Origin of the sequence: Poseidonibacter sp., from assembly GCF_041821165.1 — a bacterium.
In the GTDB taxonomy this organism is placed as follows: Bacteria; Campylobacterota; Campylobacteria; order Campylobacterales; family Arcobacteraceae; genus Poseidonibacter.
This window is the reverse complement of sequence record NZ_JBGUES010000004.1, coordinates 23,357-49,797: the sequence shown is the minus strand read 5'-3', so window position 1 is coordinate 49,797 and position 26,441 is coordinate 23,357. Positions and strand designations below refer to the sequence as shown.

Annotated in this window: 25 protein-coding genes; 22 read left to right on the top strand and 3 right to left on the bottom strand. The window is 27.7% G+C overall.

Annotated elements, in window-relative coordinates; genetic code table 11:
• The 14 genes from ACERKK_RS01110 to ACERKK_RS01045 all read left to right on the top strand — a co-directional run.
• Positions 1 to 383: molybdopterin-dependent oxidoreductase (locus ACERKK_RS01110; protein WP_373771222.1), on the top strand; the 383-nt coding region annotated here is incomplete at its 5' end.
• Positions 380 to 1,663, top strand: a complete 1,284-nt coding sequence (locus ACERKK_RS01105; protein ID WP_373771221.1) for an NADH-quinone oxidoreductase subunit H — start codon at positions 380 to 382, stop codon at positions 1,661 to 1,663. The genes ACERKK_RS01110 and ACERKK_RS01105, both read left to right, overlap by 4 nt.
• A 1-nt stretch (position 1,664) precedes the next feature.
• The gene (locus tag ACERKK_RS01100) at positions 1,665 to 2,171 is read left to right on the top strand and encodes an NADH-quinone oxidoreductase subunit I (protein WP_373771220.1); all 507 of its coding nucleotides are present in this window, start codon (positions 1,665 to 1,667) and stop codon (positions 2,169 to 2,171) included.
• Complete coding sequence (locus tag ACERKK_RS01095; RefSeq protein ID WP_373771219.1) at positions 2,164 to 2,688, top strand: NADH-quinone oxidoreductase subunit J; 525 nt, start codon at positions 2,164 to 2,166, stop codon at positions 2,686 to 2,688. The genes ACERKK_RS01100 and ACERKK_RS01095 overlap by 8 nt, the downstream gene beginning before the upstream one ends.
• On the top strand, positions 2,688 to 3,002 hold the full coding sequence (gene nuoK, locus ACERKK_RS01090; RefSeq protein ID WP_373771218.1) for an NADH-quinone oxidoreductase subunit NuoK: 315 nt from the start codon (positions 2,688 to 2,690) through the stop codon (positions 3,000 to 3,002). Before ACERKK_RS01095 ends, nuoK begins: the two co-directional genes overlap by 1 nt.
• Positions 2,999 to 4,885 carry an NADH-quinone oxidoreductase subunit L gene (nuoL, locus tag ACERKK_RS01085; protein WP_373771217.1) on the top strand — a complete coding sequence of 629 codons (1,887 nt, stop codon included), beginning with the start codon at positions 2,999 to 3,001 and terminating at the stop codon, positions 4,883 to 4,885. The genes nuoK and nuoL overlap by 4 nt, the downstream gene beginning before the upstream one ends.
• Before the next feature lies 1 nt (position 4,886).
• Entirely contained in the window at positions 4,887 to 6,374 is a 1,488-nt protein-coding gene (locus tag ACERKK_RS01080) for a NuoM family protein (RefSeq protein ID WP_373771216.1), read from the top strand.
• Positions 6,371 to 7,891, top strand: coding sequence for an NADH-quinone oxidoreductase subunit N (locus tag ACERKK_RS01075; RefSeq protein WP_373771215.1), 1,521 nt, complete (start codon positions 6,371 to 6,373; stop codon positions 7,889 to 7,891). The genes ACERKK_RS01080 and ACERKK_RS01075 overlap by 4 nt, the downstream gene beginning before the upstream one ends.
• A 221-nt stretch (positions 7,892 to 8,112) precedes the next feature.
• A complete protein-coding gene (locus ACERKK_RS01070) occupies positions 8,113 to 8,907 on the top strand; it encodes a fumarate reductase cytochrome b subunit (RefSeq protein WP_373771214.1) in 795 nt (264 codons plus the stop codon).
• Positions 8,907 to 10,892, top strand: a complete 1,986-nt coding sequence (locus tag ACERKK_RS01065) for a fumarate reductase flavoprotein subunit (protein ID WP_373771213.1) — start codon at positions 8,907 to 8,909, stop codon at positions 10,890 to 10,892. Before ACERKK_RS01070 ends, ACERKK_RS01065 begins: the two co-directional genes overlap by 1 nt.
• Positions 10,892 to 11,626 (top strand): fumarate reductase iron-sulfur subunit, encoded by a 735-nt coding sequence (locus tag ACERKK_RS01060; protein ID WP_373771212.1) that lies wholly within the window; start codon positions 10,892 to 10,894, stop codon positions 11,624 to 11,626. Before ACERKK_RS01065 ends, ACERKK_RS01060 begins: the two co-directional genes overlap by 1 nt.
• 102 nt (positions 11,627 to 11,728) lie before the next feature.
• Positions 11,729 to 14,083, top strand: a complete 2,355-nt coding sequence (locus tag ACERKK_RS01055) for a dynamin family protein (RefSeq protein ID WP_373771211.1) — start codon at positions 11,729 to 11,731, stop codon at positions 14,081 to 14,083.
• A complete protein-coding gene (locus ACERKK_RS01050) occupies positions 14,083 to 16,116 on the top strand; it encodes a dynamin family protein (RefSeq protein WP_373771210.1) in 2,034 nt (677 codons plus the stop codon). The genes ACERKK_RS01055 and ACERKK_RS01050 overlap by 1 nt, the downstream gene beginning before the upstream one ends.
• 60 nt (positions 16,117 to 16,176) lie before the next feature.
• Positions 16,177 to 16,668: a M48 family metallopeptidase gene (locus ACERKK_RS01045; RefSeq protein WP_373771209.1), complete on the top strand. Its 492-nt coding sequence runs from the start codon at positions 16,177 to 16,179 to the stop codon at positions 16,666 to 16,668.
• On the opposite strand, the gene ACERKK_RS01040 is transcribed toward ACERKK_RS01045, so the two are convergent.
• On the bottom strand, positions 16,665 to 17,546 hold the full coding sequence (locus ACERKK_RS01040; protein ID WP_373771208.1) for a GyrI-like domain-containing protein: 882 nt from the start codon (positions 17,544 to 17,546) through the stop codon (positions 16,665 to 16,667). The genes ACERKK_RS01045 and ACERKK_RS01040 overlap by 4 nt on opposite strands.
• Positions 17,547 to 17,665: 119 nt before the next feature.
• On the opposite strand from ACERKK_RS01040, the gene ACERKK_RS01035 reads away from it, so the two are divergent.
• Positions 17,666 to 18,769: a PLP-dependent aminotransferase family protein gene (locus ACERKK_RS01035; protein WP_373771207.1), complete on the top strand. Its 1,104-nt coding sequence runs from the start codon at positions 17,666 to 17,668 to the stop codon at positions 18,767 to 18,769.
• Positions 18,770 to 18,833: 64 nt separating this feature from the next.
• On the opposite strand, the gene ACERKK_RS01030 is transcribed toward ACERKK_RS01035, so the two are convergent.
• A complete protein-coding gene (locus ACERKK_RS01030) occupies positions 18,834 to 20,408 on the bottom strand; it encodes a nitrite/sulfite reductase (protein WP_373771206.1) in 1,575 nt (524 codons plus the stop codon).
• Positions 20,409 to 20,984: 576 nt separating this feature from the next.
• Here ACERKK_RS01030 and ACERKK_RS01025 point away from each other — a divergent pair.
• Genes ACERKK_RS01025 through ACERKK_RS00995 form a run of 7 tightly spaced genes read left to right on the top strand, consistent with a single transcriptional unit; the run spans position 20,985 to position 25,442 of the window.
• On the top strand, positions 20,985 to 21,215 hold the full coding sequence (locus ACERKK_RS01025) for a hypothetical protein (protein WP_373771205.1): 231 nt from the start codon (positions 20,985 to 20,987) through the stop codon (positions 21,213 to 21,215).
• A 55-nt stretch (positions 21,216 to 21,270) separates the two neighbouring features.
• The gene (locus ACERKK_RS01020) at positions 21,271 to 22,356 is read left to right on the top strand and encodes a peptidase M42 (RefSeq protein WP_373771224.1); all 1,086 of its coding nucleotides are present in this window, start codon (positions 21,271 to 21,273) and stop codon (positions 22,354 to 22,356) included.
• A 24-nt stretch (positions 22,357 to 22,380) separates the two neighbouring features.
• On the top strand, positions 22,381 to 22,614 hold the full coding sequence (locus ACERKK_RS01015) for a hypothetical protein (RefSeq protein WP_373771204.1): 234 nt from the start codon (positions 22,381 to 22,383) through the stop codon (positions 22,612 to 22,614).
• The gene (locus ACERKK_RS01010) at positions 22,598 to 23,002 is read left to right on the top strand and encodes an ester cyclase (protein WP_373771203.1); all 405 of its coding nucleotides are present in this window, start codon (positions 22,598 to 22,600) and stop codon (positions 23,000 to 23,002) included. Before ACERKK_RS01015 ends, ACERKK_RS01010 begins: the two co-directional genes overlap by 17 nt.
• A gap of 38 nt (positions 23,003 to 23,040) precedes the next feature.
• Positions 23,041 to 23,460 (top strand): ATP-dependent zinc protease, encoded by a 420-nt coding sequence (locus ACERKK_RS01005; protein WP_373771202.1) that lies wholly within the window; start codon positions 23,041 to 23,043, stop codon positions 23,458 to 23,460.
• A gap of 1 nt (position 23,461) precedes the next feature.
• Entirely contained in the window at positions 23,462 to 24,388 is a 927-nt protein-coding gene (gene rimK / locus ACERKK_RS01000) for a 30S ribosomal protein S6--L-glutamate ligase (RefSeq protein ID WP_373771201.1), read from the top strand.
• A complete protein-coding gene (locus ACERKK_RS00995; RefSeq protein WP_373771200.1) occupies positions 24,381 to 25,442 on the top strand; it encodes a succinylglutamate desuccinylase/aspartoacylase family protein in 1,062 nt (353 codons plus the stop codon). The genes rimK and ACERKK_RS00995 overlap by 8 nt, the downstream gene beginning before the upstream one ends.
• Positions 25,443 to 25,489: 47 nt before the next feature.
• On the opposite strand, the gene ACERKK_RS00990 is transcribed toward ACERKK_RS00995, so the two are convergent.
• Positions 25,490 to 26,440, bottom strand: a complete 951-nt coding sequence (locus tag ACERKK_RS00990; protein ID WP_373771199.1) for a ketopantoate reductase family protein — start codon at positions 26,438 to 26,440, stop codon at positions 25,490 to 25,492.
• Position 26,441 lies beyond the last annotated feature (1 nt).

Below are 26,441 nucleotides of genomic sequence, written 5' to 3'. Positions count from 1 at the left end.
ATTACTTAAGAAATAGTGATAAAACTGCTAATAGAAAAGCATTTAAAGAGCTTGAAATAAGTGAAAATGAAGATGACTTTAATAATTGGCTTACAAATTCAAAACTTGTAATTATAATTGATAATAACTATTTTGAAGAAAATATTGATTTATTAAAAGATAAAAAAGTAATTTCAATGTTTAGTCATATTAATTCAAAAACAATAGAAAATTCAAATATTGCTATACCAATTTCCTCTTTTTATGAAAAATCAGGAACATATATTAATACTGATGGTATTAAACAAAAAGTTGTAAGTAAGATGAAAAAAAACAATCCTTTAGGAACAATTACATCTATAATTGAAAATCTAAAAGAAATGATTGAAAAAGGAACTCTATGAGTACTTCAACAACAGCTATATTAATTATAAACATCTCTTTAGCTGCATTTTTAGCAGTTGGACTTACTCCACTTTTTGTTTGGTGGGAAAGAAGAATTTCTGCTTTTATGCAAGATAGAACAGGCCCTAATAGATGTAATATTGGGCCTTTAAGACTTGGTGGATTAATTCAAAGTTTTGCAGATATGTTAAAACTTATTTTTAAAGAAGACTTTACACCTGCACATATAAAATATAAATTTTTATTTTCTATTGCACCTGCATTAGTTTTTATATGTTCATTTTTAACATTTGCAACTATTCCTTTTGCTGATAATTTAGTAATTGATGGAAAAGCTCATATTATGCAAGCTGTTCCAAATGAACTTGGAATTATGTGGTTTTTAGCATTTGCTGGTTTATCAATTTATGGAATTATTTTAGGAGGTTACTCTTCTAATAGTAAATATGGTTTATTAGGTTCAATTAGAGCAGCAGCACAAGTTATTTCTTATGAAGCGGCAATGGTTCTAGCAGTTATTTCAATGATTTTATCATATGGTTCAATTCACTTAACAGATATTGTAAATGCACAACAAGGTACATTTTTTGGAATAATTCCAATGTGGGGAATTTTTATTCAACCAATCGCTGCAATTATATTTATAGTTTGTTCATTTGCTGAAACAAATAGAGCACCATTTGATATAGCAGAAGGTGAATCAGAAATTGTTGCTGGTTATCATACAGAGTATTCAGCAATGAGATTTGGACTTTTCCAAGTTGGCGAATATGCTGCTATGAGTGCTTCTGCTGCAATTATTGTAACTTTATTTTTTGGTGGTTATCAAATTCCATGGTTAAGTACAGCAGAAGTTCAATCAAATATGAACTATATTATGATGGCTATTATTGTTTTATTACCATTAAAAGTATTTTTCTTTGTAAAATGGATGAAGAAAAATAACAGATCAAAAGATTCTGATACATCAAGAGATAAAGAAACAAAGATATTAACAATTGCATTTTCATTAATTGCTTTTGTTGTAGTAGCTTTATTAGTATTATTTCTTACAACAGGACTTGGTAGTAATGGAGTAAATATTGCAACAGCCGTTCTTCAAATTGGAACATTTTTAGTTAAATTTTTTATGATGGCATTTGTATATATTTGGGTTAGATGGACAGTATTAAGATTTAGATATGACCAATTACAGATGTTAGGTTGGAAAGTATTATTACCATTAGCACTATTAAACATAGTTGTAACAGCTACATTTATCGTAGTACAAGGAAGTTAAGATGGGAATTAAAGTAGTAAAAAGACATGGTAATTCTTTTAAAGACAAACTTTTTTTACCAGCAATTGCAGGTGGAATGAAAACAACTTTTAAACATTTTGTAAAAAATATAAAAGATGTAAACAATTTAAAAACAATGCAATATCCAGAAGTTCAGCCAAATGATCTTAATGAAAGATATAGAGGTGTTCACAGACTAACAAAACATGATGATGGTAGTGAAAAATGTGTTGCTTGTTTTATGTGTGCAACGGCTTGTCCTGCTGAGTGTATTTTTATTGAAGCGCAAGAGCGATTTGATGGTGTTGATGAAAAAAGACCAAAAGAGTTTAAAATAGATTTATTAGAGTGTGTATTTTGTGGATACTGCGTAGAAGCTTGTCCATGTGATGCAATTAGAATGGATACAGGAATATTTTCTTTAACAGGTGGAACTAGAGAAGAGTTTGTTTTAGATAAAAAAGCTTTAATGGCAAATGAAAGATCAAAGGATTTGAACGATGACTGATTTACTTTTTATAGCACTGTCTTTTTTAGCAATTTCAGGTGCAATAGCTATGATAGTTTATGCAAATCCAATGTATAGCGCATTAGGTGTATTAATTTCTATGTTAAGTGTTGCAGGAATGTTTGCTTTATTAAATGCAACTTTCCTTTTTTTAGTTCAAATTATTGTCTATGCTGGTGCTATTATGACTTTGATTTTATTTATTTTAATGTTCTTAAATATTAGAGAAGAAGATTTACCAAAAGAGCCTAAAAAATTCAAATTAATTGCATTAGGTGCAGTTATTATGATTCCTTTAAATGTTTTAATTCTAAAAGCAGTTTCAAAATTACCTGCAAAAGATTTAACAATAACAGAAGGTGATTTTGGTGGAATAAAACCAATTGGTATGCAACTATATAATAATTGGTTAGTTGCTTTTGAATTAATCTCAATTTTACTTTTAGTTGCATTAATAGGATCAGTTGTTCTTGCTAAAAAAAGAACTTCTAAAATAAAAAAAGCAGGAGAACAATAATGATTTCATTAACATCTTATGCCTTTGTAGCAATGATGCTTTTTTCTATTGGAGCAATTGGAGTAATAGCAAGAAGAAATATCTTTGTTATATATATGTCAATTGAAATGATGCTAAATGGTGTTAACTTATTTTTAGTTACATTTGCAAGATATCATTTTAATATGGATCCACAAGTTGTTACTGTTATGGTTATTGCAATTGCTGCTGCTGAAGCTGCAATATTCTTATCTGTAATTATTCTTTTATTTAGGTCTAGAAAATCTCTTGATACAGATATCTTTACAACATTAACACAAGGAGAAAAATCATGAATTCTAACTTGTTAGTATGGATTATTTTAGCTCCTTTACTTGGTGCTGTTTTAAATGCTGGATTTTATTTTTATCATATTAAAAAAGAAAAAGTTTCTGATTTAGTTTTTTCTATAATTGGAACAGGAACACCTTTAATTTCATTTTTAATAACACTATATTTATTTTTAAGAATGAATGAAGAAGGAATAATTTTTAAACAAGAGTTATTCACATGGTTAAGTATTGATAAACTAAATATAAATATGGGTTTATTAGCAGATAATTTATCAATTTTTATGACAATGTTCGTAACTTTTGTTGGTTGGTTAATTCATATTTATGCTATTGGATATATGAGAGGTGATAAAGGTTTTGGTAAATTCTTTGCTTATTTCAATCTTTTCTTAGCTTCTATGTTGATTTTAGTATTAGCTGATAATCCAATTATTCTTTTTATTGGTTGGGAAGGTGTTGGAGTTTGTTCATACCTTTTAATTAAATTCTATTATGGAAATGCACAAAATGTAATTGCTGCAAATAAAGCTTTTATTGCAAATAGAGTTGGAGATTTTGGTTTTTTACTTGGTGTTGTAACTCTATTTTTTGCTTTAGGAGAAGTTGATTTATCTTTTACTTCTATTGAAGCAAATTTATCAAATGCCTCTTCTGATTTATTACTACTTTCTGGCTTCTTACTATTTATTGGAGCTATGGGAAAATCAGCACAAATTCCTTTATATGTATGGCTTCCTGATGCAATGGCAGGACCTACTCCAATTTCAGCTTTAATTCATGCTGCTACTATGGTAACAGCTGGTGTATATATGGTTGCAAGATTTCACTTCTTATATTCAGGACTTGAAGAAATTGGACTATTTATAGCATATATTGGTGCTTTTTCTGCATTATTTGCTGCAATTATTGCAACAAAACAAACTGATATTAAAAAGATTCTTGCATACTCTACAATGAGTCAATTAGGATATATGTTTATTGCAGTTGGACTTGGTTTTTACTCAACTGGTCTATTTCACGTATTTACTCATGCATTCTTTAAAGCAATGTTATTCATGGGTGCAGGTGGAGTTATAATGGCATTACATCATGAACAAAATATCTTTAAAATTGCTCAGCATAGAGCATCATTACCAATTATTGCAATAACTTTTTTAATTGGTGTTATTGCAATTTCAGGTATTCCTCCATTTTCAGGATTCTTTTCAAAAGATGCAATTTTAGCCGCAGCATTTCAAGAAGGTCAATATTTAATTTGGGCTATTGCAATGTTTACAGCATTTTTAACTGCATTTTATATGTTTAGAATGTACTTTATTGTTTTTATTGCACCAACTAAATCATCGGGAAAATATGTTTATACGTCTAAAACAATTACACTACCACTTGTAATTTTAGCAATTGGTGCAATTGGTGCAGGATTCTTAAACTATCCAGCAGTATTTGGAGGTGAGCATTTAGTTGATACATGGTTAAATCAATTAAATTCTAAAACTATTCACTTAAGTCATTCAACTGAATATATTTTAATGATAGCTTCAATTCTTGTTGCATCAGCTGGTATTTACGTAGCATATAAGAAATATGCTAACTTTGATATATCAAAACCAGAAGAAGAAATTGGATTAATTGGAAATAAATTCTATATAGATGAACTTTATGATGTTTTATTTGTTAAATCATCAAAAAAACTATCTACATTTATAGATAAAGTACTTGATGATAAGATTATTGATGGATTTATTATGAACACATCAAGTAATTTTATAAACTTAGGTAAAAAAGTCGCAATGCTTCAAAATGCAAATGTTAGATTTTACGCAGCATTTATGCTAATTGGTATGACATGCGTATTTGTTTATATATATATTACATTAGGATTATAGTATGAGTTCAGATATTCTTTCATTTATTATATTTTTACCTGCGATTGTTGCATTTGGTTTAATGATTACAACAAGAGATGTAAATACAATTAGAAATATTGCATTTTTAACTACTACTGTAATTTTAGCTTTAGTATTAAAAATCTATATTGAGTTCCAACCAAGTGCTGGTATGCAATTTGTTACAAATGTACCTTGGATTGAAACATATGGTATTAACTATTATCTTGGTTTAGATGGTTTTTCATTAACAATTTTAATGATGATTGCTATTTTAATTCCTACTTCATATTTACTATTATGGGAAGGTAGAACAAAAGGTTATTGGATTAATATGTTATTAGTTCAAACAGGTGTTACAGGTACCTTACTTTCACTTGATATTGTTTTATTCTACTTCTTTTGGGAAGTTATGCTTTTACCTGTATTTTTAATGATAGGTGCATATGGATTTGGAGATAAGGTTGCAACTACTATTAAAGTAACTGTTTATACAATGCTTGGTTCATTATTAATGTTTATTGCAATTTTATATTTAGGTGTTGCTTATCATAGTGAATTTGGAACATGGTCATTTGCATATAATGAATTAATGAAAATAACTACAATAGAGTATTCAACAAAAGTATGGTTATTTTTAGGGTTCCTAGCTGCATTTGCTATTAAAATTCCAATTTTCCCTCTACATACATGGATTATGGAAACATATAAAAATGCACCAACTGGTGCTGTATTTTTATTGTCTTCTATTATGGCAAAACTTGGAGTTTATGCAATTGTAAGATTTATGATTCCTATTTTCCCAGATATTTATATAGAATTTTCTGTTTATTTTGTAGCTATTGGACTATTTGGTCTTGTATATTTTGGAATTGCTGCACTTATGCAAGATGATATAAAAAGAATGTTTGCATATTCATCAGCATCACATTTAAGTTTTATTGCTGCTGGTATTTTCTCATTAAATGAGTATGGAATAAATGGTGCATTATATTTAATAATTGCACATGCTATTGCAACTGGTGCTTTATTTTTATTAATTGGTTTAATTCATGAAGAAACAGGATTTAAAACTATTAAAGATTTAGGTGGAATTGCAAAACAAGCTCCAATTTTAACTTTTATTTTTGCCATTATGTTATTTGCAAATGTTGGATTACCTGGAACAAATGGATTCGTATCAGAATTATTAATTATTTTTGGTATATATGAATTCAATCATACTCTTGGATATATCTCGGCAACAACAGTTGTTATTGGTGCATCTTATATGTTATGGATGTTTCAAAGAGCAATATTACAAGATAGACCAGAAGGTTCAAGTACTTTAATAATGAGAGATTTAAAAATTAAAGAAATTATTGGATTAGCTCCATGGGTTATTTTAGTATTTTTAATGGGTTTATATCCAGATATTTTTATTAATAAATTTGAGCCTACTGTTACACATTATATAAATGACATCTTACATATTGGAGCTACAAAATGAGTGAATTTTTCTATTTAATTCCAGCATTAACTGTACTTATTGGTGCACTTGTACTTATGTTTATGAGTATGTATGAAAAGTTTACAGTTAAAAACTTTATTGTTATAGCAACAATATTTTTATTTATTGCCTTAGGATTTTCATTAGCAGATTTTACAGAATCTTATTCTGTACGACCATTTAATGATCTTATAAATAATGTATTAATATTTGATACTTTCTCAAATTTCTTTAATATATTACTTATTTTAGGAACTATATTAACTTTATTAATAGGTGAACACTATTTTCAACATAGATCATATTTTAAAGGTGAATTTTTCTCAATTTTACTTTTTGCACTATTTGGAATGATGTTATTAGCTCATGCAAATGAACTTGTAACTGCTTATATTGCACTTGAAATTGCCTCATTTGCTGTTTATATTATGGTTGGTTTTAATACTGAAAATTCTAAAAGAGTTGAAGCAATATTTAAATACTTAGTATTAGGTTCATTTATTGGAGCATTTTATTTATTAGGTGTTGTTTTAGTTTATGGTGCAACTGCAACTACAAATTTAAGTGAAATAGGAACATATATTACAACTCATAGTGGTGATGATATGATTTTAGTTTATATTGGATTAACTTTAATCTTATTTACTTTCCTTTTCAAAATTGCAGCATTTCCATTTCAATCATGGGTTCTTGATGTATATAGAGGTGCACCTATGGTTATTACTGCATATATGGCATCAACATTTAAAATTGCGATATTCTCATTCTTTATGCGTGCAATATTACAAGACCTAGCTCCTATTATTGATTTTTGGGATACTATTATTTCAGTAATTATTGTATTTACTTTAGTATTTGGAACATGGTTAGCTATAACTCAAAATATTGTAAAAAGAATGTTAGCAGCATCATCTATTGTTCATACAGGATATTTATTATTAGCATTTATAGCTTTATCTTATAAAGATGGTGAAGTTATAAATATTGATTCTGCATATGCAACTATGTTTTATTTAATTGCTTATCTTTTCTCTGCACTTGGAGCATTTGGTTTAGCTTCTCATATTATTTCAGAAACTAATGTAAGAGTTACATATGATGACTTTAAAGGTTTAGCAAAAGAAAGACCATTTTTAGCTGCAATGATGACTATATTTTTATTCTCACTTGCAGGAATTCCTTCAACAATTGGTTTTATTGGTAAATTTTATGTATTTACAGAAGCAATAAACGCAGGTTATACAGAACTTACAATATTAGCAGTATTAGCTACTATCGTATCAATTTACTATTACTTTAAACTAATTGCAGTAATGTATTTTTACCCTACTAAAGATGAGTGTATATCTGTTGAATTTAATGATAGAAGAGTTTCAACATATGCTATTGCATTTGTTGCAATATTAACAATTTTAGGTGGAGTTGGCTCAGCTATTGTATTCTTTATTCCAGCTATGAATATTGATGAAATTATTATCCTAACACAAACAGCAGTTCAATCATTATTTTTAAAATAATATGTGTTAATAAGTAACATTTTTTTAATAATGAAATAAATTTTTTCTAAAGCAAATTTTATAATTAAAGCCCGTTACTTGGGCTTTAGAACTATCATCTTTTACTCTTAGTAATACTTCATATACAAATATATAATATAAATTATAAACAAAAGCAAAGCTCACTTAAGCTATTATCACGCTATTAATCAAATAATCTTAAGCATAAGAAAGGATAAAATATGAGTGACCTAATAGAAGGTTATTTAGGGAAAACAGTTGAGGGAAAAAAGAGTAGATTACCAGCTAAACTTGATTACCTTCAAAGTGCGACAGGTGGTTTCTTAGCATTATTTATGTGGGGACATATGTTATTAGTATCTTCGATATTAGTATCTAAAGACTTCATGTATACAGTTACGAAACTTTTAGAGGGAAGTTTTATTTTTGAAGGTGGTAATCCATTATTAGTTACTATTTTTGCTGCAATAATTTTCATTGTGTTTATCACACATGCTGGTTTAGGTATGAGAAAATTACCAGGTAACTTTAAACAGTATCAAGTTATGAGAGCTCATTCTAAAAGTATGAATCATGATGATACAAAACTATGGATTACACAAGCATTTACTGGTTTTGTAATGTTCTTCTTAGGTTCTGTTCATTTATATATTATTATGACAAACTCAGCAGATATTGGTCCTTACGCAAGTGCAGATAGAATTTGGTCTGAGTGGATGTGGCCGTTATACATTCTTTTATTATTAGCAGTTGAGTTCCATGGAACAATTGGTCTATATAGATTATGTGTTAAATGGGGATGGTTTGATGGAGAAAATCCAAGAGAAACTAGAAAAAAATTAAAACAAGTTAAATGGGCATTAACAATATTCTTCCTTGCATTAGGTTTTGCTACTTTAGTTGCATATATGAAAATTGGTATCGAGCACGCTGATAAAGCTGGTGAAAAATATGTACCAACTGCTCAAATAATGGAATATAAATTAACAAACAAAACTGTTGGAGGAATTGCATAATGAAAATTAATTACTGTGATGCATTAGTTATTGGTGGAGGACTTGCAGGTCTAAGAGCTGCAGTTGCTGCACAAAAAAAAGGTTTAAATACAGTAGTATTATCTTTAGTACCTGTTAAAAGATCTCACAGTGCTGCTGCACAAGGTGGTATGCAAGCATCTTTAGGTAACTCTAAAATGTCTGATGGTGATAATGAAGATTTACACTTTGCTGATACTGTAAAAGGTTCTGACTGGGGATGTGATCAAGAAGTTGCAAGAATGTTCGTACATACTGCACCAAAAGCAATTAGAGAATTAGCAGGATGGGGTGTGCCTTGGACTAGAGTTAGAGAAGGTTCAAGAGAAGCTGTAATCAATGCTAAGAAAACTACTATTACTGAAGATGCTGATAGACATGGTTTAATTATGTCTAGAGACTTTGGTGGTACTAAAAAATGGAGAACATGTTATACAGCTGATGCAACTGGACATACTATGTTATTTGGTGTGGCTAATGAAGCATTAAAACATGACGTTGATATTAGAGATAGAAAAGAAGCTTTATCATTAATCCATGAAGATGGAAGATGTTATGGAGCAATCGTAAGAGATTTAATTACTGGTGAATTAGAAGCTTATGTTGCAAAAGGTACTTGTATCGCAACTGGTGGATACGGAAGAGTATTTAAACAAACTACTAATGCTGTAATTTGTGAAGGTATCGGTGCTGCTATTGCACTTGAAACTGGAATTGCAACTTTAGGAAATATGGAAGCTGTACAATTCCACCCAACACCAATCGTACCATCAGGGATTTTATTAACTGAAGGTTGTAGAGGTGATGGTGGAATCTTAAGAGACGTTGATGGTCATAGATTTATGCCAGATTACGAACCAGAAAAGAAAGAACTTGCTTCAAGAGACGTTGTTTCAAGAAGAATGATTGAGCACATTAGAAATGGTAAAGGTGTACCTTCTCCATATGGTGATCACATTTGGTTAGATATTTCTATTTTAGGTAGAGAACATATTGAAAAGAACTTAAGAGATGTTCAAGAAATTTGTCAAATCTTTAATGGTATTGATCCTGCTGATGAGGGTAAAAAAGGTTGGGCTCCAGTTCTTCCTATGCAACATTACTCTATGGGTGGAATTAGAACTAAACCAACTGGTGAATCTCAAAACTTAAATGGTTTATTCGCATGTGGTGAAGCTGCTTGTTGGGATATGCACGGATTTAACAGACTTGGTGGAAACTCAGTATCTGAAACAGTTGTTGCTGGTATGATTATTGGTAACTACTTTGCTGATTACTGTTTAGCTAATGATGTTACAATTGGTACAAAAACTGTTCAAAAATTCTTAGATATTCAAGATAAATACATTGATGAAATTTTAGCATACAATGGTACTGAAGATATTTTCAGAATCAAAAACAGAATGCAAAACCTAATGGATCAAAAAGTTGGTATCTTTAGAGATGGAACTGGACTTTCTGAAGCAGTTGATGAATTAGAAGACTTATTAAAGAAAACTAAACAAATCAATGTTAAATCTAAAGAAAGAGTTGGTAACCCTGAATTAGAAGAAGCATATAGAGTTCCAAGAATGCTTAAAGTTGCACTTTGTGTTGCTAAAGGTGGAAGAGAAAGAACTGAATCAAGAGGTGCTCACTACAGAGAAGACTTCTTAAAAAGAGATGATGCAAACTGGTTAAATAGAACACTTACTTCTTGGCCAGATGCAAATGCAACTCAACCAACAGTAACATATGAAGCATTAGATATTATGACTATGGAAATGCCTCCAGCATTTAGAGGTTATGGTGCTAAGGGTATGATTATTGAGCATGAATTATCTGAAAAAAGACAAGCAGAAGTTGATGAGATTACTGAGAAAATGCAAGCAGAAGGTAAAGATAGACATGAAATTCAAGATGCATTAATGCCATTTGATTTACCAATGAACTATAGAGAGAAAAACGAAAGAGCAGGAGATTTATAATGAGTATTGAAAAAGGTAGAGAAATAACTATATCAGTTCTTAAATTTAATCCAAGAAGTAAGGTTTCAAAACCTCACTTCGTTGATTATAAATTAGAAGAAACTCCAGGGATGACTCTTTTTATTGCTTTAATGAAAATTAGAGAAGAGTATGATCCAGATTTATCTTTTGACTTCGTTTGTAGAGCAGGAATCTGTGGTTCTTGTGGAATGGTAGTAAATGGTAAACCAGCACTTGCTTGTAGAACACTAATTGCAAACTACCCAGAAGGTACATTACAATTAATGCCAATGCCAGCATTTGAATTAATCAAAGATTTATCAGTTAATACTGGTAAATGGATGGATGCAATGTCAAAAAGAGTTGAATCTTGGATTGTTGATAATGGTGAAGAAAATGATATCACTAAATTAGAAGAAAGAATTGATCCAGATATTGCTGACCAAACATTTGAATTAGATAGATGTATTGAGTGTGGTATTTGTGTTGCTTCTTGTGGTACAAAATTAATGAGACCTGACTTCGTTGGACCTGTTGGACTTAACAGAGTTGCAAGATTTGAAGTAGATCCTCATGATAAAAGAACTGCTGAAGACTTCTATGAGTTAATCGGTGATGATGATGGAATTTTTGGTTGTATGTCTTTACTAGCTTGTGAAGATCACTGTCCAAAACACTTGCCATTACAAAATAAAATTGCTTACTTAAGAAGAAAACTAGTAGCATTAAGATAATTACGAAGGGATTTTATCCCTTTGTAACATTATATAAATAAAAAAAGTTAAGTATCTACTTTGTGTGGGTATTTAACTTTTTTTATTTCAAGGAGAAATATAATGAGTTTAGCTAATGATTACTTTTTACTTTATCACGGTATTACATTTGAGCAAAATCTTGATGTAGAACCAATTGATACAACAATTAATAATGAGACATTTTCTATTTATGCCTTAATCTTAAGTGCAAGTAGAAAAGATTATGAAAAATTCTTACCTTTAGGTTCTTTTGTTACTTTATGTAGACAAATTAATGTTAAAACACCTAGCAATTTAAGTGAATTAAATCACTTACAACATAATATTGTTGAGTCAATAAATGAACATAAGTCAAAACAATATATTGATGTTTTACATGAGTCATTTGATTATTTAAAAGAGACTTCAATTTTAAACTTTGAAAACTATGATAAGTTAATTTCATTATTTGATCATCAAGAATTAAATGTTAATTATGAAACTTTAGAACAAGTAGAATCTGATATTAGTGAGGACTTAAATAAATCATCATTTAAAGATTTAAAGAACTCTCTTGAGAATATTGTAAATGAATTAAAAGAAGATTCTTCAAATACTACAACTATAAATGATTTAGATGAAGTTACTAACTATCTAAATAATCAAAAGTTCTCTATTGGAATTACTGGTGTTATGAATGCTGGTAAATCTACAATGTTAAATGCTTTAATGGGAAGAGAAATTCTTGGAAGTGCTGTTGTTCCTGAGACTGCTAACTTAACAATTGTTAAACATAATCCTAGTGAAAATGCAAAAGTATTTTATTGGAATAAATCTGAATGGGATAGAATTGTAAAATCAGCTGAACAATTAGAATCTATGAGAGATTATGTTAATGAAACAAATAAAATATTTGGAAATGAATTAAGCTCTTATATAAAAGAAGAATCAAGATTTGATGAAGTTGATATAAATGATTTATCTTCATATACATCAGCAGAAGCAAGTGGAAAAAAATGTAACTTAGTTAAATATGTAGAACTAGGTTCAAATTTAGATTTCTTATCTGATGGTATTGAAATTGTTGATACTCCAGGACTTGATGACCCTGTTATTCAAAGAGAAGAGATTACAAAAGAGTATATTTCAGCTTGTGATATGATGCTTCATTTAATGAATGTATCACAAAGTGCAACTCTAAAAGATGTTGAATTTATTATTGATGCCCTACTTTACCAAAATATATCAAAACTTTTAATTGTAATTACAAGAGCTGATACTGTTTCAAAAGAGCAATTAGAAGAAGTTATTAACTATACAAAATCTTCAATAGAGCGACAACTAAAAGCACAAAATAAAGATTCTCAACTTGACTATATTTTAAAAACTATCAAGTTTATTCCAATCTCTGGAAAAATGGCATTACTTCATAGAACAGGAAGAGAACAAGAAGCCTTAGATGCAGGATTTACTCTTGAAGATACAGGTATTTTAGAAATTGAGAGTTATTTAAATGAAACTTTATTTGGTTCAAATTCACAAAAAGGTGAATTAATTATTCAATCAGGAAAGTCACAATTAATTAAAACAATTGAAAAAGAGACTTCTTCACTAAATTATGAACTAAAACTTTTATCAAAATCAAAAGAAGAGTTAGACCAAGAACTTGTAGAATTTAATAAGAAAAAATCAGTAAATGAAAGAATCTTTACAGCAATGAAAGAAGATATTATTTACTATAAAAAAGATGCAAAAAATTATATAGAATCATTAGAAACATTTGTTCAAAGTGAGCTAATAGATCTTCAAAATATTATAAAACAAAGAGTTATTTCAGATGTTAGATACTCTTTTGAAAAAACAAAAAGAAAACCTGAAAATGCAAGAATCAAAGTTATTGTTGAAACTGCTATAAAAGATGGGATTATTGATGTAATTAGAGATTATAGATATAAATTTATTAAAAAATCTCAAACTATTGGTGAACAATGTGAGCAAAAATATCATGATTTTGGATTTTCTATTGGACATAAAAATGATAACTTTGATGCAAGAGGATTCTTTCAAGATGATTTTAAAGCAGGTTTCTTAACTTCTAATAATGAAGTATTAATAAATCAGATTACAAGTGCTGTATCAAAATCAAAAGCAAATAAACTAAATGAATTAGATAGAGAAATAGAAACTTATATCAAAAATGAATTTACTAGTATTGAAAATAATATAAAAGATAAAGCTAATAAAATTTCAAATATTTTAATTGAATCATTTTTTGATACATTAAATGCACCATTAAAAGCATTTGAACAAAAACTAAAAAATGATGAAGAATTATTACAAAATCAAATTTCTTCATTTGAGCAAAATAATGAAAATAGAGCTAGTTTATCAATTGATATTCATAAAAAAATAAAAAAACTTAACTTAATTGTTGATAATGTGAAAGGATTAAACTAATGAGTAAAAATATTAAAATATTAAAAAGTTTTATAAAAGAGTTTAATGAAACGTATACAACAAAAGAAGTAGTTTATGATGATACATTAGCTGGTGAAATTAAAAAAGTTCAAGATAAATTACTTAATGAAAAATTTTTACCATCAAGACAATTAGAAAATATTTTAAATAAACAATTAAGAAAAGCAAGATACCCAATGGAAGTTGCAATTACTGGACAATTTTCAGCTGGTAAATCAACTTTCTTAAATGCCCTACTTTCTAGAAATATATTACCAACAGGTATTACACCAGTAACATCAAAAGTAAACTTTATTAACTATGGTGAAGAGTATAAACTAAAAATCACTTATTATTCAGGTGCACAAGAGTATGCACCAATAGAATCAATTTCAGATTTTACAGACCAAAGACAAGATGAAATGAAAGATATTAAATATCTTACATTATATGCACCTATGGATATTTTAAAAGATATATCTTTTGTAGATACACCAGGACTTAATTCACAATCACAAGGGGATACAGATACTACAAGAAGTGTTTTAAGAGATGTAGGTGGTATTATTTGGCTTACGCTAATTGATAATGCAGGTAAGTTATCAGAAGCAGAAGTATTAGAAGAGTATATGGAACACTTTAAAGATAAATCACTTTGTGTACTTAATCAAAAAGATAAATTTACACCTGAACAAGTTGAAACAACAACTAAATATGTATCTGAAAAATTTGGTAAATATTTCGCACAAGTTACACCAATTTCAGCAAAAATGGCACTTGACTCAAGAGCACATCATAAATCTGTTTTAATTGAAAATTCTGTTGATGATATATTGAAAAATTTCAAAAAAGATTTAAATGATAACCTTGATGCTAATTCACTTGATTTCTTTAAAGATAAATTTGATTCTTTCCAAAAAAACTTAATGGAAATAAAATATAAAGATATTACATCAAATATGAAACTATTACATGATTCAAATATCCAAGATGTTTTAGATTTTATTGAAAATACAATAAGACCAAAAGCAGAAGAATCAAAAGAGTATGCAATTAAAAAAGATTTAAAAGGTATCTGTGATATTTTAATTAAAGAGTATGAAACAATCATCGCAGTTTATGATGCACTTGTGAATGTTCTTAAATCATGTGAACCAACAGTAGTTAGTGCATTTGATAATATTCAAAAGAAATATTCAAAAGAGTTATTCACTATTTATAATTCACTTGAAACTATTATGGAAAAAATCGCGAATGAAACATTTAAAAATATAAAAAGAAAAACTTCATTTAGATTTGAAGAGTCAAAAGGTTCTTTCTTAAAATCTGAAAAAATTCAAAAAATTGAATTTCAAACTTTTTGGATTGATTCTGATAGTATTTATAAAAATCTATTTTATGATGACCAAACAATTGATAAAATGTTTAAAAGATCAATTAAACTTCTAAAAAATATTGAATTAAGTGCAGATGATGCATTTAGAGAAGTATATAAAAATATTCAAAATGAAGTTGAAAAATGGCAAGAACCATATGAATTAATTAAAAAACATAGAGAAATTGCTTCAGATAGAGAGTTTTCAAATACAAGACACTTTGCTGCAAAAGTTTATGAAAATGTATTAAGAACTTTCCATAGAGCTATTTTAGAAAACATTTCTGCTTTAAGAAAAAAGTTTGCATATTTTAATGGTGCATTATCATATTCATATATTCAAACAACACAAGCTACAATTTCTCATTTTGAACAACAAATTTTTGAATCAGAAGAGTTATACAAAAAAGAACCAACAAGATTTTCTGTTCAACATCCAAGAGAAGATGAAATTCTTACAAAATTAAAAGCAAATTTTGGATTTGAAAAAATTGAAGATTTCTTAACTTCAAAAAGAAACTACTTATTTAAAATTTCAAAATATTCAAAAGAGCAATATTTAGAATTAAATGAAGATAGAATAAAATTTGTTGAATCAACAAAAGAACAATACTTAGAAAAAGTTATGGAATTAGAAAAGATAAAAGAAGAGATTTAAACTCTTCTTTTTCATAAATTTTTAAAGCATCATTACAAAACTTTTTAAATATAATACAAAATGAAATACTTACAACACTACCCACAACATATTCAAGACCAAATACAAACATTAATTGATAAGAAAAAACTAACATCTTATTTACAAAAAAAGTATCCTAAAACTCATAATATTAAAACAGATAAAGCTTTATATTCTTATGTAATGGATTATAAAAACGAATACTTTAAAAAATTTCAGGTTTCAAAAGTTATATATGATGGAAAAATAAATGTAATTAGTAATGCACTAGGAATGCATACCTTTGTATCAAGAGTTCAAGGAAGTAAACTAAAATCTAAAAATGAAATAAGAGTTGCTTCTATATTTAAAAATGCTCCTGAAAAGTTTCTTGAAATGATTGTAGTTCATGAATTAGCACACTTTAAAGAAAAAGAACATAACAAGGCTTTTTACAATCTATGTACTTTTATTCAAGATGATTATCATCAAGTAGAGTTTGATTTAAGAGTTTATTTACTTCACTTAGATTTATATGGAAAATTATATTAAACATACTTAATAGGTAAATAATAATCAAGCTCAAATATTCCATCTTGACTTAAAAAATGGTTTTTATGATAAATAGCATAAGATGGATTTGTTGTTGTTTCATATCCACTATTTATAAGCCAAGTATGATAAACCCATTGTATTAATTTAATAACATCACCATATTTTCCACTTAATGAAAACTTTGCATAAATACCTTGAGGTATTGTTAAAATAGGAAGCGAAGAATTTTGTAAATTAATCTCTTTATCTTCACATTTTATAATTGCAATATATTGGCATTCATTTAGAGGTGTAACAATTGGATTATCATGATGTAAAGCTATTTGTTCATAGTTTGTAATATCATTTGTATATATCCATGTTTGAAGTTTTTGCCATGTTTTTTTAATACTTTTATCATAACCTTGATGTCTTATATAAAAACCTTCAATCTTTGGCATTTTTACTATTGTAGGTTCTATTTGTAAAAAATCTATTTTATTAGCAGAAGTATCTATTAAATTTTCTAATATCTTATTTGAATATATTTTATTCCCACCATTTTTCCACATTTTTGGAGTCATTTCAAATCTTTGTTTAAATGCTCTTAAAAAAGAAGTTTGTGAGCTATATCCACATATTTTAGAAATATCTGTAATAGTTGAATATGGATTTGAAATTAATAAATTTGAAGCTTTTTGTAAACGAATTGATTTTATACACTCATAAATATTTTTTCCAAATTCATCTTTAAATATTCTGTGAAGATGAAATTTACTTACATTCATTTCAATACTTAATTCATCAATATTTATATCAGTATCAATATATTGATAAATATAATTCATCACATCATTTGCAATTTTACTTCTTTTTTTTATTGTTTCATTTTTCATAATAAAATTATAGCATTTTATGTAAATAAAATTAGCAATTATAGATAGTTATTTAAGCATTTTATGTAAAGAATAAAAAATAGACTTCTAGTATTATTAGCACAAAAAAAGGATTAATTATGAAAAGATCATTTATTAGAGAGATACTTGAATCAATTGATGAAGAAACAATTTCATTTGCAGGTGGTTTACCAAGTGAAAAACTATTTCCAATTAAAGATTTACAAAAAGCATCAAATAAAATAATGAGTCAACAAAAAGTATTTCAATATGGTCTTAGTAATGGCATTAAACAATTAAGAGCTAAAATAGCGCAAGAGTATACAAATGATGGCTTTACTACAAATGAAGATGAAATACTTATTACTACAGGAAGCCAACAAGCTATGTATATTATTGCTAAGTATTTTGAATCTAAAGATATTACAATTGAAGAACCATCATATTTAGGTGCTATGAATATATTTAGATTAAATCATTTAAATATGAAAGGTATTAAACTTGAAAATGATGGAGTTCATATAAGTGATTTTAAAAAGAGTTTTAAAGAAACAAAACTAGCATATTTAATTCCAGATTTTCAAAATCCATATACATCAACTTACTCAAATAAAAAAAGAGAACAAATAGCAAAAATTGTAAAAAAACAAAATGGAATTTTAATTGAAGATAGTCCATATACTCAACTGTTTTTTGATAAAAAACCAAATAGTATAAGTTCACAGATTCCAAATAATAGTTTTCACTTAGGAAGTTTTTCAAAAACATTAGTTCCAAGTCTTAGAATTGGTTGGATTAGAGCAAGTAAAGAGTTAATAGATTCTCTTATGATTATAAAAGAGAGTATTGATTTACACTCTTGTGGAATTTCGCAATATATTTTAGATGAATATCTAAATGATAGAAAAAAGTATGAAAAACACTTACAAGATATTAGAGATGATTATAAACAAAAAGCAGACTACTTTTGTAAAATGTTAGATAAACATCTTCCTTCATTTAAATACAAAAAACCAAAAGGTGGTATGTTTATTTATGGAGGATTTGAAAATATTGATTCATTTGAATTAGTTCAAAAATGTATAAAACAAAAAGTTGTATTTGTACCAGGAAATCAATTTTATATTAATAAACAAACAAATGGAGAGATTAGATTTAACTTTACACATTCTAGTTTTGAAGATATAAAAAAAGGGATAAAATTAATAGCTAAATGTCTATAAAAGAAGTCTTTATAAAAAGAGAAATTCTCTTTTTATAAATTTTAAAAGATTTAAGAATTAAAAACTATTTTGATAATTCAACAGTGTTTAAATAATCTTTAAATGTAGTTTGACCTAAGTTATCAGCTTGGTATGAAGCGATTAAATCACCTACAAAATCAACAAGTTTAGTAGCAGTTACTTTAACACCAGTTTTATGTGCAATTCTACTTCCTTTTTCACCTTGTAAATGTCCACCTAAGATAACGTCATAACCTTCAACTCTATTACCTTCTTCATCTCTTACTTTAGTTCCTACAAAACCAATATCAGAAATTTGAGGATGAGAACAACCATTTCCACAACCAGAAATTGCAATCATTAGGTTCTCTTTAAAATCAGGATTCTTTTCTTCAAGTTCTAAAACAACCTTTTTAGCATACTCTTTAGTTTCAGTAATACCAAATTTACAGAATTCTCTTCCTGTACATGATTGTAATCTTGCTCTAAAAGGTGATGGATTATATGGGTAACCTAATGCATCAATTTCATCTGCAAGTGCTTGAGCATCTTGCGTTTTTACACCATAAATAATAAAGTTTTGAGTAGAAGTTAAAGATAATCCAGCAGCATTATATTTATTACAAATATCACTCATAGCTTTAAAGTCTTCACCAGCAACTCTTCCTGAGTTTGTAGCAAATCCAATAAATGATTCACCCTCTTGTTTTGCAGCATGAATTCCAAAATGGTTTCTATTTTCAAAAGATGTAATTTTTGGTTCAACTAAACCTTCTTGTAATTCATAACCTAATCTTGTTTCAATTTCAGCAACAAATTTTTCTAATCCCCACTCATTTACTAAGTGTCTAACTCTTGCTTTATTTCTATTAGCTCTATTTCCATGATCTCTAAATATTTCAGCACAAACAACAGCTACATCTTTTACTTGCTCAGCTTTAACATATCTATTTGCTCTATATGCAATTTGTTTTGATTTTGAAAGTCCACCTGCAAGTGTTAAATCAAATAATACTTCATCATTTTTATTTTTAAAAGCTGTAAATGCAACATCTTGAATTTCATGAGCAGCTGTATGTCTTCCACATCCTGAAATACCAATTTTATATTTTCTTGGGAAGTTACAGAATCTATCTTCATTTGCATCAAAATATGTATCAACTTCTTTTACTAAATATGAAGCATCAATAATCTCTTCAGGGTCAATTCCACCAATAGCAGATGTCATAATTGGTCTTGGACCATCACCTGATGCCATTCTTGATGTTAATCCAACAGATTCTAATAAATCTAAAATTGCAGGCATATCTTTTATTTGAATAAAGTGAAATTGAACATTTTGTCTATCTGTAAAATCAACTAAACCTTGAGCATATTCTTGCCCTATTTTAGCCATTACTTCTAGTTGTTCTAAGTTCATCTTAGTATCAACTAATTTGATTCTTTTCATAAAATATTTTTTATCTTCAGTTTCATCACCATTAATATGTGGATACATACCATACCATTTTAATAGTCCTATATAATCAGCACTTAAAGGGATTCCTTCTTGTGCTTCTTTATATATATCTTCAATAACTTTTAATGGGTTTCTTGAAGCTTTTAATTGTTCAACTGCTGATAATTCGTTTTCTGCCATACTCTACTCCTAATAGTTTAAATACTTATAATATCTTAATTTTATTACATTTCAAAAATTTTTATAATTATATCATTTTTTACTAAGAAATAAATTATATTAATCTTGATTAATTTAATCAATTATAAACTATTACCATATTTTAGAGTTTTACAAGTCTAATATTAATATATAGTATTTTAATCAAGTATTTAGAACTTGTATAATATCAGTTTTTAGCATTAAAAATAATAATTATATTATTATTTAGTTTTTTTAAAAAAATGTTTGTAATAAATAAGCTTTTTTAAAAAATTTATAATACAAAATATTTAAAATTATATAGCAAAAATATCGATTTTTTCGGACTTTTGGGGTTAAGAATATTTTTTAAGAAATTTTTAAGAAATTTTCTTTTTTTATAGTTTATAATTCCGATATAGAATAAGAGGATCGTCTTTAAGTCTTTACAGAAATTGTTTTTTGCATGTGGCGTGCGTTATAAAAAGAAAATTTCTGTAAATTGTTGAGCTCTAAAATATAGAGTTCCTTTATACTAACAAATGAAACTTATCTCAAAGTTAAACAGGAGTATAAATGTTAAAAAAAATCATGATTACATTAGTAATCTTATCTTGTGCATTATTTGCAAATGAATATAAAGAAGAAATCAATGCATGTGATGCAGTATATGATGAATGTAGCCTAAAATGTGAATCAAATGAAGCGACTAATAATGAAACATGTTTTGCTAAATGTGAAATGTTATATGACAAATGTCAAATTGATAAAGAACTAAAAGAGCAAGAAGAAAGTAATAATCAATAGTTAAATATACATTTTAAGCTTCTTATTCTATTTTACATAGGAGAATGATTTGTCTATTAAAACACTAGATAAACAAATTGAGAACTTTATTCCTTTTTTGGATTTATTAAAACAACTAATTAGAATTCCTTCTGTAACGGGAGCAGAACACTCTTTCTTTTTATATTTAAAAAGAGAGTTGGAGGAATTAGGAATTCAAACATCATATTATGATGGACTATTAGTTGCACAAGGAAATAATCCTACAAGAGGAATGTTTAGTGCTCATATTGACCGACATGGTTTAATTTGTACTGGACCAAATGAGTTTCAATTTGCAGCTTTTCTAGAAAAAAATAAAAGTGATTTAAATGGAAATTCTTTATCAGAACAGATGTTTGAATCAATTGCCTCAAGATATATAAATCAACAAGTTCAGGCATATGAACCTTGGGGTGGAAGTTATTTAGGAATTGGGAAAATAACAGATGTTTATTTATGTGAAGAAATCAATAACTTAATATTTAAAGTTGATGGTTTTAAGCATTTATTACCAGGAACGCCAATTGCTTTTAGTGATAAACTTAAGAAGAATAATGATTTAATTTCAGCACAATTAGATAATGTTTTATCAGCTGCAATTATTATTTATCTTTACCAAAATGGTTATCAAGGAACTGCATTTTTTACAGCACAAGAAGAAGCTGGAAAATCATGGAGATATGTTAATGAATGGTTTAAAAAACAACATTTATCAACAAGTGAACTTTTAGTATTGGATACAAGCCCTTATAATACAAGACCAGAGGCTGATGTTCAAGATATTGTATTAAGAAATAGAGATGCAAATGCTAAGTTTAAATCGCCATTATTAAAAATGCTTAAGAATTTTTGTCATAAAAATAATATAAAATACTCTTGTAAAGATGAGTTTATACAAAAGCAAAATAAGTTATTAAAAGAGCAAAACCTTCCATTAATGACTTTAGGAAGTACAGAATTAGGAAGATTGGTAAAAGAATCAAATAAGAAGATTCAAGGAACTACGCTTCAAATACCAACAACAGGTTATCATACAGTTGAAGAAACAGCATCAATAAAATCTGTAAAAGCAATTTTATTTATGCTTAGAAAATTGTATATAGATAACGATATTAAATAGATATAAATTTATGGGAAATAAATTATGAATTTATCGATTATTTACGAGCTTAGAGCAAATAGCGTAAAAGAAGAAGATATTGATATTTTAATGGAAAAAGTAAAAAATAGACTAACAGAAGAAAATATTGATATAGAGTTAGTAAAAATGGGTTATAACAAAATTTTTACTGTTGATTATGATGAATACGATGAGTATGCATTTATTGATATTGAATATATAAGTGAGAAGAAGCAACACAATGAAAAAGATGACTAATAAAGAACTGGTTACACTATATTATGAAGAGTTATGGAATAAACAAAAAAAAGAGTATATTGATATTCTTTTTGATGATGATATTACTTTTCATGGTTCTTTAAATATTTCAACTACTGGAAAAAAAGAGTTTAGTGAATATATGGATACTATTTTAACTGGTATTCCAAATTTATTTCATAGTATAATTCATTTAGTGGATAACAATGATAGTATCGCTGTTAGAACTTTGTATAATGGAAGACATACAGGTCAGTTATTTGAATATAAAGCAAGTCAAAATAAGATTTTATATAATGGTGCATCATTTTTTAAATTTAATAATGGTAAAATAATTGACATCTGGGTATTGGGTGATTTAAATACTCTTACAAAACAACTTTCGTAAGGATATTTAGATAATAATTTTAATAAAAAAGGTAAGTAATGGATGATATGAAGATTGTAGGTCGAAGAGAGATTATTTCTATAATAGATTTAGAATTGTATGATTTGGATGCAAAAGTTGATACTGGTGCTGATTCAAATGCTTTACATTGTGATGATATTGTAATAGATGGGAATAATGTTCATTTTAGATTATTAGATGAAGTTCATCCTTCTTATCATGGCAAGAAAATGACTATGCCTCTTTATAAAGTTAAAAGAGTTAAAAGTTCTAATGGAGAAGTTCAAGAAAGAGCCTCAATAAAAGTAACTGTTAATTTTTTTGGTAAAAAATATAAAAGTGTAATTTCATTAACAAATAGAGCGGATATGAAATTTCCGATGTTAATAGGCCGAAGATTTTTAAAAGACCGATTCCTAGTAGACGTATCAAAAGAAAATTTATCGAAAAAGGCTTAAAATGAAAGTTTATATATTATCAAGAAACCCGAATTTATATTCAACAAAAAGGTTAGTAGAATCAGCACAAGAAAGAAATTGGGATGTTAGAGTAATTGACTATTTAAAATGTAGTATTGAAATTATGAAAGGTGAACTAAAGATTAATTATCTTGGTGAAGAGTTACCTATTCCTGATGCTATTATTCCAAGAATTGGTGCAAGTAGAACTTTCTATGGAACTGCTATGATTAGACACTTTGAAATGATGGATGTCTTTACAGTAACTGGAAGTTTAGCCGTTTCTAGAAGTAGAGATAAATTAAGAAGTCTACAAATTTTATCAAAACATGAAGTTGATATGCCAAAAACAGTATTTGCATCAAATAAATCAAGTGCAAAAGATGTTATTGCCCTAAGTGGTGGAGCGCCATTAGTACTTAAGATTTTAGAAGGTACGCAAGGTGTTGGTGTAGTATTAGTTGATAGTGAAAAAGCTGCTAAATCTGTTTTAGATGCATTTTACGGAATGGATGTAAACTTATTAGTTCAAGAATTCATTGAAGAAGCAGGTGGTGCTGATATTAGAGTTTTAATTGTTGGTGGTGAAGTTGTTGGTGCTATGAAAAGACAAGGTGCTGAGGGTGACTTTAGGTCAAACTTACATCAAGGCGGAAGTGCAACAGCCCATAAATTAACAAGAAAAGAAAAAGCAACAGCATTAGCAGCAGCAAAAGCTATGGGACTTGGTGTTTGTGGAGTTGATATGATTCCATCTAGTAGAGGTCCATTAGTTATGGAAGTAAATTCATCTCCTGGTTTAGAAGGTATTGAGAAATCTACTCAAATTGATATTGCAGGTAAAATAATGGATTTAATCCAAAATAATGTTCATCCAAAAGATACATTGAAAAAAAGAAAAATAAGAAAAGATAATATTGGTGCATAACTCAAGTAATATAAGTGATAACTTTGTCTTAGCTGGTGTAAATATACCAAGAGATACAAATATAACTATTAATATTGAATTACCTAAACTTTATAATACTCCAACATCATTACCTGTTAGAGTATTAAGAGGTAAAAAAGATGGACCAACTATTTTTGTAAGTGCTGCAATTCACGGTGATGAATTAAATGGAATAGAGATTGTTCGAAGATTTAGAAAATTAAATATTTTAAAAAAACTAAAAGGTACAATCATTCTTATTCCTATTGTAAATACTTATGGAGTAATGACATTATCTAGATATATGCCTGATAGAAGAGATTTAAATAGGTCTTTTCCTGGTACAAAAAAAGGTTCTCTTGCAAGTAGAGTTGCAAAAATCTTTTTTGATGAAATTGTTAGTAAATGTGTTTTGGGAATAGATTTACATACAGCCTCAATTCATAAGTCTAACTTGCCACAAGTTAGAACTGATATCAATAATGAATTTACTTATAATCTAGCAAAAGCCTTTGAAGCACCAGTTGTTTTACACTCTGAACTAAGAGATGGTTCACTAAGAAGTGTAGCTCAAGAAAAAGGTGTTTCAATATTACTTTATGAAGCAGGAGAAGCATTAAGATTTGATGAAACTTCTATTCGTATTGGAGTAAAAGGAATTGTAAATGTCTTAAGAGAATTAGATATGATTCCAAAAAACACTAAAAAAATCAAAAAACTTCCAATTATTACAAAAAGTAGTCAATGGATAAGATCAACTGAAAGTGGAATGATTAGAACAATCAAAGCTTTAGGAGATACTGTTAAAACTGATGAAATAATTGCTTATATAGATGAACCACTTGGAGATGATAGCTTTGAAATAAAAGCAGAATTTGATGGTGTAATTATAGGTAAATCTGAAATTCCATTAATTCAAGAAGGTGATGCAATTTTTCATATTGCTAGATTTAAAAATTTAGAAACAGCAGAAAATAAAGTTGAATATTTTAATGAAAATGCTATCTTAGAAAGTGAATTTCAAGAATTAAATAAAGAAGAAACAATAGAGTAAGAAGATAAATAATTAAGATAAAGGAACTTTATCTTAATTTCTTTTTACTATTTACTTTTTCTCTTTTTATTATAAGAAAACTCTAATATTGTAGAAATTGCTCTTGTATATGGAGCATCAACTCCTAACTTTTCACAATTTTTTATAACAACTCCACAAATATCATCTAACTCTAAATCTCTATTATTTTCAGTGTCAACCCACATAGATGGTTTTACAGATTGAAATGTCGTCATAAGTTCAAACATTTTATTTGCATCTTCTTGACTTAGATTTATACCAACTGCATTTGATGCATATGCTGCTTCACTCATAAGTCCATATACTAATTTAGAAGTTTTTTCATCTCTTATTAAAGGCCCAGATTCCTCTTGTAATAAAGCACAAATAGCATTTACACCATTATTTATAATTAATTTATTCCAAAGTTCTAATTTTATATTTTCACATAAAATAGTAGTAGTTTGAGTTTTATCTAATACATCTTTTAATCTATTTAAAAACTCAGAATTTTCTTTTGTATGATTTAAAGCACCTATTAAAGTTTGAACTTCACCTTCACAATGAACATGACCTAAAGATACAGTATGAGATACAATAAGTCTTGTAAGTCCACCTATTACATAATCATTATTATAATATTTAAGCATTACATCTTCATTTTGTACACCATTTTGTAAAGATATATAGTATGGAATTTTTTTAGCATCTTTAGTCCATAAAGCAAGTGATTTACTAATTGATTGAGTACTCATTGCTTTTGTTGCAATTATAATCGCATCAAAATCTTCTGGATTTAATTCTAATAATTCTTCAATACTTAAAGTATCAATTTTATCTTCAATTATATAATTTGGGTGAGTTATTTTCATACTATTATTTTTTAAATACTCTAAATTTTCACCACGTGCTACAAACTTTACATTACAGCCAACATCATGTAAAATCATTCCATAAAATGCACCAATTCCACCTGCACCAATTACTACAATATTCATA